Below are 10454 nucleotides of genomic sequence, written 5' to 3'. Positions count from 1 at the left end.
GGCTCCTGCCGCCGGGCCTGCGCATCGGACTGGCGCAGAGCGCCTTCCAGACGGAGGGCTCCCTCGAGGCGGGCGGCGGGGCGGACGGGCCATGGGCGGGTGCCTCCTCGATCGCGGCGGGGGAAGTGGAGCGGCCCCGGCGCCCGCACCGAGGTGCTGGGCTCCGGGGCCGCTCCGGCGTGCCGAGACTACGCGGAGAAGCGCGGGAAGGCGGAGCGACCCGCGTAGGTCGCCGCACCTCCCAGGATCTCCTCGATGCGCAGCAGCTGGTTGTACTTCGCGACGCGGTCCGAGCGGGCCGGGGCGCCGGTCTTGATCTGGCCGCCGTCCACCGCGACCGCGAGGTCGGCGATGGTGGTGTCCTCGGTCTCGCCGGAGCGGTGCGAGAGGATCGCGGTCATGCCGTTGCGCTGGGCGAGGGCCACGGCGTCGAGCGTCTCGGTGAGCGTGCCGATCTGGTTCACCTTGACCAGGATCGAGTTGCCGGCCTTCTCGGCGATGCCGCGGGCGAGGCGCACCGGGTTGGTGACGTACAGGTCGTCTCCGACGAGCTGCACCTTGTCGCCGATGGCCGCGGTGAGGTGGGTCCAGCCGGCCCAGTCGTCCTCGTCCAGCGGGTCCTCGATCGAGACCAGCGGGTAGTTGGCGACGAGGTCGGCGTAGTAGGAGGAGAGCTCCTCGGCCGAGAGCTTCTTGCCCTCGAACGTGTAGGCGCCGTCCTCGTAGAACTCCGAGGAGGCGACGTCGAGCGCGAGCCCGATGTCCTTGCCGGGGGTGAATCCGGCGGCCTCGACGGCCTTGAGGATGAAGTCGAGCGCCTCGCGGTTGGTGGGCAGGTCGGGGGCGAAGCCGCCCTCGTCGCCGAGGCCGGTGGCGAAGCCGGCCTTCTTCAGCTGCGCCTTGAGCGCGTGGTAGATCTCGACGCCCCAGCGCAGGCCCTCGGAGAAGGACTCGGCGCCCAGCGGGACGGCCATGAACTCCTGGATGTCGACGCCGGTGTCGGCGTGCGCGCCTCCGTTGATGATGTTCATCAGCGGCACGGGCAGGGTGTGCGCGTTCGGGCCGCCGACGTAGCGGAACAGGTCGAGGTCCGACGACTGCGCGGCGGCCTTGGCCACGGCGAGGCTGACGCCGAGGATCGCGTTCGCGCCCAGGCGGGACTTGTTCTCGGTGCCGTCGAGCTCGATCAGCTCGGCGTCGACGAGGCGCTGGTCGGTGGCGTCGAAGCCCTCGATGGCCGGGCCGATCTCGTCGATGACGGCGTCGACGGCCTTCTGCACGCCCTTGCCGAGGTAGCGGTCGGAGTCGCCGTCGCGGAGCTCGTACGCCTCGAACGCGCCGGTGGAGGCGCCGGACGGGACGGCCGCTCGCGAGGACGCGCCGTCCTCGAGCAGGACCTCGACCTCGACCGTGGGGTTGCCACGGGAGTCCAGAATTTCTCGGGCGACGACTGCCTCGATAAGGGCCACAACTATCTCCTCTTGACGGGTGGGCTCCCGGAGACGGGAGCGGTCGGGAAGGAGTCTACTGACCGCCTCCGAAGCGCAGGAGACCGCGGCCGGTCGTAGACTCCCAGGGCCCGATCGCCGGACGGCCCGGGCGCACCCGCCGACCCGGAGGTTCCCCGTGACCACGACCGCCGCCGACCACGTCGACCGTCTCACCGCCGTCGTCCCGGACTTCCCGAGCCCGGGCATCCTGTTCCGCGACCTCACGCCGGTCTTCGGCGACGGCGAGGCCCTGCGGGCGGTGGCCGACGCGCTGATCGAGCCCTACCGCGGACGGATCGACGCGATCGCGGGCGTGGAGGCGCGCGGCTTCCTGCTCGCCGCGGCGGCCGCCTACTCGGCCGGTCTCGGCGTCGTGACCATCCGCAAGCCCGGCAAGCTGCCGCGGGCCGTGCTGCGCGAGCAGGCGACCCTCGAGTACGGCGAGACGATGCTGGAGGTGCACGAGGACGCGGCGCCCCGCGGCGCGCGCCTGCTGCTGGTCGACGACGTGCTGGCGACCGGGGGCACGCTCGACGCGAGCCGCCGCCTGATCGAGCGCGCCGGGTGGAGCCTCGAGGGGATCGCGGTGGTCATGGAGCTCGACGGGCTCGGGGGCCGCGAGATGCTGGCCGGCCACCGCGTCGACGCGATCGTCACCGTCTGACCCGGCCCCGTCGCTCCGCTCCCCCTGCCCTCCCCCTTCCCGCGAGACACCACCGGGGTATGCGACCCACCGGGCGAGCCGCACTCGAATGGCGTCCCGCGGAAGGGGGAAGCGACGGGGTCAGGTGAGGGAGAGGGACATCCGGGAGAGGACGAAGGTCTCGAGCACTTGCACGAGCATGTAGAGCACGAGCGAGACGCCGGTCACGAGCACGACCGCCGACCAGACGTCCGCGAACCGGGCCTGGGCGGACCAGGCGTTGATCGCCCCGCCGATGCCCGCACCGGTGGAGAGCCACTCGGCGAGCAGCGCGCCCGTGATCGCTCCGGGCACCGAGATGCGGATCGCGGCGAAGAGCGAGGGCAGCGAGCCGGGGATGGCGACCTTGCGGATCGCGGTGAGGGTGCTGCCGCCGTAGACCGCGACCACGTCGAGCATCTGCGGGGAGGCGTTGTTGAGGCCGAAGGCGATCGTCACCAGCGCGGGGAACAGGACGACGATCCCGCCGATCACCGCGACCGAGGCGATCGAGCCGGTCCCGAAGACGAGGATGATCAGCGGCGCCATCGCGATCAGCGGCACCGAGCGCAGCAGCATCGCGAACGGCATCAGCGCGTGCTCGATGCCCTTCGACAGGCGGAACAGGATCGCGCCGAGGATCGCCACGACCAGGCCGGCCGCGAAGCCGATCAGTGCGTCGCCCATGGTCACGGCGAAGAGGCCGCCCAGCTCGGCGCGGTGCTCCGCGGCCTTCGCATCGGTCACCAGGTGCTGCCAGACGTCCCACGGGCCCTTGACCACGTAGGGCGAGACCCCGCCGAAGAGGACCACACCGATCCAGATCGCCAGCACGATCACGATCGTCGACAGGGCGACGAGCAGGCTCTTGCGCAGGCTCTTGAGAGTCGCGCCGAGGGCGGCCGTGCGCAGCTGGCGCCGCAGCTCGTCGACCGCGAGGATCGACGTGGCCGTGGACTGCTCCGTGCGGTCGGGGACGGTGGTCGTCATGGTCATGCCCGCTTTCCGGAGGACCAGGGCGCGATGAGGCGCCCGATCAGTCCGACGATGCCGTAGCCGAGGAGCGCGACGCCCGCGCAGAGGAGGAAGAGCGCCCAGACGCGGGGCGAGTTCAGCGAGACCTGCGCCGCGACCAGGATCGGGCCCACGCCCGTCTCGATCTTGCCGAAGTACTCGCCGAGGATCGCGCCGAGGAAGGCCGCGGGCACCGCGATCTGCAGCGCCGACAGGATGTTGGGCAGCGCCGCGATCAGACGCACCTTGCGCAGCTGGGTGAAGCGCGAGCCCCCGTAGACCGTGACGACGTCGAGCGCCGCCTTGTCGGCCGCCTTCAGCCCGAGGAGGCTGCCGACGACCGTGGTGAAGAACACCGAGAGGCCGGCCAGGAAGATCGCCGTCGCGCTCGCCTTCCCGGGAGCGTCCGCACCACCGAGGATCAGCAGCACGATCGCTCCGATGGCGACGATCGGCACGCAGTAGGTGATGACCGCGAGCTGCGAGACGACCCCCTCCAGCCAGGGCAGGACCAGCACGAGCGCCGAGAGCACCAGCGCGAGGAGGTTGCCCCAGAAGTAGCCGACGGCCGCCTCGCCGATCGTGACGGAGAAGTTGCGCCAGTAGAAGCCGGCGCCGTCCTCCATCGCGGTCTGCACGACCTGCACGGGAGTGGGGACGGGCGCGTAGGTCGCGGCGCCGGTGGGCGCGGTGACGAGCGCCACGATCCACCAGACGGCGACGATCGCGGCGACGCCGATCAGCCCGGTGAGCCACGGAGGCAGGGACAGGGTGCGGCGCGGGGCCGCGGGGAGCGTGGTGGCCACGGTGCCTCCTAGACGCGGTCGTCCGCGGCCGCGCTGCCGTCGCCGAACAGCAGCTCGGAGGCCTGGTCGACGTAGGCGTGGAACTCGGGGGTGCGCTGCATCTCGGGGGTGCGCGGGCGGGGGAGGTCGATGTCGATGATCTCCTTCACCCGTCCCGGGCGCGGGCTCATGACCGCGACGCGGTCCGAGAGGAAGATCGCCTCCGAGATGCCGTGCGTGACGAGGAGCGTCGTGGCGGGCTTCTCGGTCCAGATCCGCAGCAGCTCGAGGTTGAGCTTCTGCCGCGTCATGTCGTCGAGGGCGCCGAACGGCTCGTCGAGCAGCAGGACCTCGGGCTTGAGGATCAGGCACCGGGCGATCGACACGCGCTGGCGCATGCCGCCCGAGAGCTGGGCCGGCTTGGCCTTCTCGAAGCCGCGGAGACCGACGAGGTCGATCAGCTCGTCGATGTAGGACTGGTCGACGCTCTTGCCCGCGATCTCGAACGGCAGGCGGATGTTCGCCATGACGCTGCGCCACGGCAGGAGCGCGTGGTCCTGGAAGGCGATGCCGAGCTTGTTGTCGCGGCGCAGCTCCTGGGGAGTGCGGCCGTCGACCCGGATGGAGCCGGACGTCGGCTCCTCCAGTCCCGCGAGGATGCGCAGGATGGTCGACTTGCCGCACCCCGACGGGCCGAGCAGGGCGAGGAAGCTGCCCTGGTCGGTGTGGAGATCGGTGTCCTGCAGCGCCGCGACGCTGCGCGAGCCCATCCGGAACGTCTTCGACAGGCCGTGGATCTGGATGCCGGTGCCGCCGGCACCCTGGTCGCGCAGGGTGCCGGCGTCGGTCGTGTCGGTCACGAGTGGTGCCCTTCGTGGATCAGGATCAGGCCGCGTACTTCATCAGCTCGGGGTTCTCCTCGTAGACCTCGTCGAGGAGGGTCAGATCGAAGAGGTCCTCGGCCGTGACGTCGATCCCGGCGCCCGCGAGGGACGCGATGGTCTCGGACTGCAGCGTCTCGGAGATGGTGAAGAGGCCGTTCGAGACCGTCTCGTCCGAGACGACCAGTTCCTCGGCCTGGATGGTGGCGCCCTTCTTGGAGGACTCCTCGTTGAGGCCGAGGTCCTTGCCGTAGTTCTCGACGGCGAGCATCGCGCCCGCCTCCGGGTCGTTGACCGCGTCGGTCCAGCCCTTGATCTCGGCGACGAGGAACGCCTTCAGAGCGTCGCGCTTCTCGGCGATCGCCTGCTCCGACACCGAGAAGGTCTCGGCGACGAAGGGGAGGCCGTTGTCGGCGAAGGGCAGGTTGACGACCTCGTAGCCCTCGGCCGCGACCGTGATGGCCTCGTTCGTCAGGTAGGCGATGAAGCCGTCGACGGTGCCGTTGACGAGGACGGAGGGGTCGTACTCGACGGGGACGACCGTGAGGTCCGACTCGGAGAGGCCGTTCGCGGCGAGCAGCGCCTGGAACAGGGAGGTGTTCGAGGCCTGGACGCCGATCTTCTTCCCGGCGAGGTCGGCCGGAGTGGCGATGTTCCCGGCGGTCTTGATCGAGAGGACCGTGAAGGGGTTCTTCTGGTAGGTCGCGCCGATGATCTTGAGCGGGGCCTCCTGCTGGGCGATCGCGGTGCCGATCGAGACGGCGTCGCTGAGCGCGACGTCCGCGCTGCCCGAGAGGAGCTCGGCCACGCCCGTCGAGGGGCCGGGGGTGAGCGTCACTCCCGCCAGGCCGGCCTCGGTGAAGTAGCCCTTCGAGTCGGCGAAGAACTCGCCCGCGAACTCCTCGTTCTTGATCCAGGAGAGCTGGACCTTGAGGGTGCCGAGGTCGCCGCCGTCCGCGGCGGACGCACCGGAGGAGTCGGAGGCGCAGGAGGCGAGGACGGAGGCGCCGCCGATCGCGAGGCCGGCGACACCCGCCAGGCGGAGGAGGCTGCGGCGGTCGAAGGCCGGGAGGGAGCGGAGGGGCGACAGGGTCAAGGGGACTCCTCGGGTGGGGATCGTCAGGGCTGCTGCGGTGGGGTGCGCGGGGTCGCGACGGGGTGCCCGTGCGGGCGCGCCAAGCCGCGCCGATCGGGTGCCTCGACGCTATCCGGGGGAGATTTCTCGGGTGTGTCCGCAGATTTCGCGGGTATTAAGGCTCTCACGGATCCGACAAGGATCCGACCAGATCGACATGATCCTCTGACGGATCGGCTGAGACCCAGTTCAGGCCCGACAGGACGGCCCCGGCCCCTCCCGCGGGCGCGGCTCAGCGCAGGCAGCCGGCGTCGCTCACCCGGCGCCGCCGGCGCGGATCAGCCGAGGTCCTTGAAGGAGAGGTCGGCGGCGGAGGCGGCATCGCGCGGAACGAGAGCGAAGCGGGTGAAGCCCGCGGCGGCCGCGCGGTCCAGCAGCGGGGTGAGGTTCTTCGCCCGGCGCTCGAGGCGCACGCGCGAGCCCCGGGCGATCAGCTCCTGCTTGAGCGCGAGCAGCAGCTCGGGCGCCGCGTCGCGCTCGTGGACGAGGACGACGGCGTCGGGGCGCTCGACGACGGCACCGCCGATCAGCTCGACGATCCGCTCGAAGCCGATCGAGAAGCCGCAGGCCGGCACGTCCTGACCGAGGAAGCGGCCGATCATCCCGTCGTACCGCCCGCCTCCGCCGACCGAGGAGCCCGAGGACGGGTGCGCGATCTCGAAGATCGTGCCGGTGTAGTAGCCCATGCCCCGCACGAGCGTCGGGTCGAAGCGGAGCGAGACGCCGGCGGGCAGCGAGCGCAGCGACCGGGCCAGGGTCTCGAGCGCGAGCACCGCCTCCGGGTCGATGCCCTCGGGCAGCACGTCGAGGATCGCGGACTGCTCGAGCGCCACTCCCCCGGCGGCGACCGCCTCCTCGATCCGCGCGAGGTAGCCCCCGAGGACCGCGGCCGCGTCCGGCCCGTCGGCCTCCAGCTCGGCGACGACTCCGGCGGCGCCGATCTTGTCGAGCTTGTCGATCGAGATCAGCGCCGGGCCGAAGCGCTCGGGGGCGAAGCCGCAGTGCTCGAGGATTCCGGTGAGGATGCGGCGGTCGTTGATGCGGATGGTGCAGTCCTGGAGGCCCAGCGCGTCGAGTGCCGCCGCGGTCGCGGTGATGAGCTCGACCTCGGCCAGCTGCCCGGGCTCGCCGATGATGTCGATGTCGCACTGCACGAACTGGCGGTACCGCCCCTTCTGCGGGCGCTCGGCGCGCCACACCGGCGCGATCTGCACCGAGCGGAAGACGGCCGGCAGCTCGGCGCGGTGGGAGGCGTAGAAGCGGGCGAGCGGCACCGTGAGGTCGAAGCGCAGGCCGAGGTCGGCGAGGGCGGACGCGTCGTCGACCGCCGCCAGGTCGTCGCGGGTGAGCCCGCGGCGCAGGACGCTGAAGGCGAGCTTCTCGTTGTCGCCGCCGAGCCCGGAGTGGAGGCGGTCGAAGTCCTCGACCACGGGCGTCTCGATCTCGTCGAACCCGTGGGAGGCGTACACGCGGCGGATGACGCCGAGCGCGTGCTCGCGCTTCGCCTTGTCGGCGGGGAGGAAGTCGCGCATGCCGCGGGGCGGGGTGATCGGGGAGGCCATGACGGCGATTCTCCCAGATCGGCCGGGGCGGGCCCGCGGGCGCCTCAGTCCGCGCGCCGCTCCTGCTCCACCGCGCGGATCTCGTCCTGCAGGTCGCGCGTCGCGGTGCGGAGCGCACGCTCGGCGTCGAGCCCCTGGGCGCGGGCGGAGGCGACGATGGCCAGCAGCAGCGGGCCGAGGTCCTCCTCCGACTCGATGGGAAGCGGGCCCTGGCCGGCGTCCACGACGCCCAGCGAGGTCGCCTTGCCGATCACCTTGTCGGCGAGCGCGAGGGCCGGCATGCCCTGCGGGATCCCGTCGAGCACGCTCGTGCGGTGCGGCTTCTCGGTGCGCTTGAGCTCGTCCCACACCGCGATGACGTCGTCGGCCGTCTCGGCCGTGGCGTCGCCGAACACGTGCGGGTGGCGGCCGATCATCTTGGCGTTCATGTGCGCCGCGACGTCCTCGATGGTGAAGGGCTCGGCGCTCTCGGCGGCCAGGTCGGCGTGGAAGAGCACCTGGTAGAGGACGTCGCCGAGCTCCTCGATCAGGTCGGCCCGGTCCCCCGCCTCGATGGCGTCGACGAGCTCGTGCGACTCCTCGATCAGGTAGCGCACGAGCGACTCGTGGGTCTGCTCGGCGTCCCACGGGCAGCCGCCCGGGGCGCGGAGGACGTGGACGGTGCGGATGAGCTCGTCGAGCCGGGGATGCGCGGTCACACCGCCATCCTCGCATCCGGTCCGGCCGCCTCCGCGGACATCCGGGCGGCGCGGGCGCCCGGGAGCCTCAGGCCCGCGCGAGACGCCGCCGCGCGACGAGGAGGCAGCCGCCGGCGACGAGCGGCACCGCGGCGAGGAGCCCGGGTGACGCCGCGACGGACACCGCGGTCGAGGCGCTGACCAGTGCAGCCGCCAGGTTCCAGAGGACCACCGCGACTCCCGCGCCGTCCCCGATCGGGAGCGGCACCGGGCTGAGCAGCTGCGGCGGCAGCGGACCCCGGGTCGCGTCCATCGCCCGCGCGGCGACGGCGGCGACGGCGGTCGCGGCGGCCACCGGCACCGCCGCGCCCGGGAGCAGCAGCGAGGCGGCGAGGGCGCCGAGCATCGCGACTCCGACCGCGAGCACCAGCGGGAGGACGGCGTGCAGGAGGAGCAGCTCGAACGGGCCGGGCGCGAGGAGCGCCGGCTGTCCCGCGGTCGCGGCGGCGTGGCGGAAGCCGTCGCTCCAGACGCCGGCGCCGAGGTAGGCGAGCACGCCCGCCGCGGCGGCCGGGAGCGCGAGGAGGGAGGACGGCACGACCGCGGCGAGCACGGCGGCGGCGCCGGCGGCGGCCAGCGCGACGACCGCGACCGCCGAGCGTCCGGGAGTGCGCAGCGCGCCGATCGCGTCGCGCACCGGCACCGCGAGAGCGAACGGGGAGAGGCGGACCGCTCGGAGCCCCCGCCCGACCGCCGGGAGGGCGCGGTACCCGTCGAGCGACTCGGCGAGGTCGCCCGTCGCTCCGAGCCGGGCGGTCGCCGACCACTGCCGGGCCTGGGCGAGGAGCCGAGATCCGCGCGCGGCGTCGAGCAGCCGGGGCGCCGCGGCCAGGACGACCGCGGCCGACGCGAGCAGCACGGTCGCGGCGCGCACCTCCTCCGCTCCGCTCACGGCCGAGGCGAGGAGGCCGCCCGGCGTGGGCGCACCGGGCAGGAGGGCCCCGAGGACCGCGAGGGAGACGAGGAGGCCCGCCGCGAGCGCGGGGAGGCGCGAGGGCAGGCACTGACCGGCGAGCCAGGCGACGGCGAGGAGGCCGGCGAACGCGGCGCCGCCGACGACGGCCGCGAGGAGCGGCGCGGAGGCGGCGAGGGCGAGGAGCGACGCGACGGCGGAGCAGCACGCCACGAGACCGGCCGACGCCCGGACCACGGGCAGGCGGAGCACCGCCCAGCGGCGCAGATCGGTCGCGAGCAGCACGGCCGTGGTGTGCGGCTCGCCCACCGCGGGTCCGCGCACCCGACCCAGGAGCACGGCGGCGGGCAGGGCGAGACCCGCGGCGAGGGCGATCAGCGGCTCCGGCGCGGCTCCCGCCTCGGCGGCGAGGAGCGCGAGGGCCCGGGCGACGGGGAGGACGACGACGAGGACGGTCATCGCGGCGAGGTAGCCCGCGTAGGCGCGCGGACTCGGCGGAGCCGCGGCGCGGTGCCGGTGCAGAGCCCGCACCTCGGCGACGCGAGCCCTCTCCGCGCGCGTCACGCCCGCTCCAGCTCGACGACCCGCGCGCCCAGACCCTGGATCAGCACAGGGCTGTGGGTCGCGACGACGAGTGCCCGGGACGCGGCTGCGCGCCGCAGGACTTCCGCCACCAGCGGCACCCGCTCGACGTCGAGCCGCTGCTCCGGCTCGTCGAGCAGCAGCACCGCCGAGGGCCGGGCTAGCACGAGCGCGAGGGAGAACAGCTGCGTCTGCCCGGAGGAGAGCTCGTGCGGGAAGCGGCGGGCGAGCGGAGCGAGCGCGAGCGCGTCGAGACCTGCCGCGGCCTCGCGGCGGGCGTCGGCGACCGGCGCGCCCCACGAGACGGCCACCATCGCGAGGTGCTCCTCGAGGGTCAGGTCCCGCTCGAAGGGCGGGGTGCCGATCAGGGCGGCGACGGCGCGGCGGTGGGCGGCGGAGCGCTCCTCCGGGGCGCGCCCGGCCACCGCCACGACTCCCTCGCTCGGAGCGGTGAGGCCGGCGATCACCCGCAGGAGCGTGGTTTTGCCGGTGCCGTTGCGGCCCGTCACCGCGACGCGCTCCCCCGCCTCCGCCTCGAGCGAGCACGGGGCGAGCAGCTCGACCCCCGAGGCGCGGACCGCGACCCCGCGGACGGCGACCAGCGGGCCGGCGAGCGGCTCCGGCTCTCGAGGACGTCGGGCGGCGAGGAGCGGCATGCCCTCCATCCTGCCAG

Annotated in this window: 10 protein-coding genes; 1 reads left to right on the top strand and 9 read right to left on the bottom strand. The window is 73.4% G+C overall.

The features are described 5' to 3' along the window. Positions 1–188: 188 nt before the first annotated feature. Positions 189–1469: a phosphopyruvate hydratase gene (gene eno / locus C5C82_RS08645; RefSeq protein WP_104222361.1), complete on the bottom strand. Its 1281-nt coding sequence runs from the start codon at positions 1467–1469 to the stop codon at positions 189–191. A 157-nt stretch (positions 1470–1626) separates the two neighbouring features. Between eno and C5C82_RS08640 the strand changes: the two genes are divergently transcribed. After that, positions 1627–2154: an adenine phosphoribosyltransferase gene (locus C5C82_RS08640; protein WP_104292313.1), complete on the top strand. Its 528-nt coding sequence runs from the start codon at positions 1627–1629 to the stop codon at positions 2152–2154. 120 nt (positions 2155–2274) lie between these two features. Here C5C82_RS08640 and C5C82_RS08635 read toward each other — a convergent pair whose 3' ends face one another. The 8 genes from C5C82_RS08635 to C5C82_RS08600 all read right to left on the bottom strand — a co-directional run bounded on the left by C5C82_RS08635 (position 2275) and on the right by C5C82_RS08600 (position 10437). Continuing rightward, positions 2275–3168 (bottom strand): ABC transporter permease, encoded by an 894-nt coding sequence (locus C5C82_RS08635; protein WP_104295495.1) that lies wholly within the window; start codon positions 3166–3168, stop codon positions 2275–2277. Continuing rightward, positions 3165–3992, bottom strand: a complete 828-nt coding sequence (locus C5C82_RS08630) for an ABC transporter permease (RefSeq protein ID WP_258059477.1) — start codon at positions 3990–3992, stop codon at positions 3165–3167. The genes C5C82_RS08635 and C5C82_RS08630 overlap by 4 nt, the downstream gene beginning before the upstream one ends. Before the next feature lie 8 nt (positions 3993–4000). After that, on the bottom strand, positions 4001–4741 hold the full coding sequence (locus C5C82_RS08625) for an ABC transporter ATP-binding protein (protein WP_104295533.1): 741 nt from the start codon (positions 4739–4741) through the stop codon (positions 4001–4003). 115 nt (positions 4742–4856) lie between these two features. Further along, entirely contained in the window at positions 4857–5948 is a 1092-nt protein-coding gene (locus C5C82_RS08620; protein WP_258059873.1) for an ABC transporter substrate-binding protein, read from the bottom strand. Positions 5949–6265: 317 nt separating this feature from the next. Beyond that, positions 6266–7549, bottom strand: coding sequence for a histidine--tRNA ligase (gene hisS / locus C5C82_RS08615; RefSeq protein ID WP_104295496.1), 1284 nt, complete (start codon positions 7547–7549; stop codon positions 6266–6268). A 44-nt stretch (positions 7550–7593) separates the two neighbouring features. After that, positions 7594–8247: a MazG family protein gene (locus C5C82_RS08610; protein WP_104222356.1), complete on the bottom strand. Its 654-nt coding sequence runs from the start codon at positions 8245–8247 to the stop codon at positions 7594–7596. A 67-nt stretch (positions 8248–8314) separates the two neighbouring features. Continuing rightward, the gene (locus tag C5C82_RS08605; RefSeq protein WP_104268003.1) at positions 8315–9763 is read right to left on the bottom strand and encodes a hypothetical protein; all 1449 of its coding nucleotides are present in this window, start codon (positions 9761–9763) and stop codon (positions 8315–8317) included. Next, positions 9760–10437, bottom strand: a complete 678-nt coding sequence (locus C5C82_RS08600; RefSeq protein ID WP_104268002.1) for an ATP-binding cassette domain-containing protein — start codon at positions 10435–10437, stop codon at positions 9760–9762. The genes C5C82_RS08605 and C5C82_RS08600 overlap by 4 nt, the downstream gene beginning before the upstream one ends. Between the last annotated feature and the right edge of the window lie 17 nt (positions 10438–10454).

Origin of the sequence: Rathayibacter sp. AY1D5, assembly GCF_002932515.1 — a bacterium.
In the GTDB taxonomy this organism is placed as follows: Bacteria; Actinomycetota; Actinomycetes; order Actinomycetales; family Microbacteriaceae; genus Rathayibacter.
The sequence above is the reverse complement of the archived record's forward strand: the minus strand, read 5'-3'. Positions and strand labels throughout refer to the sequence as shown.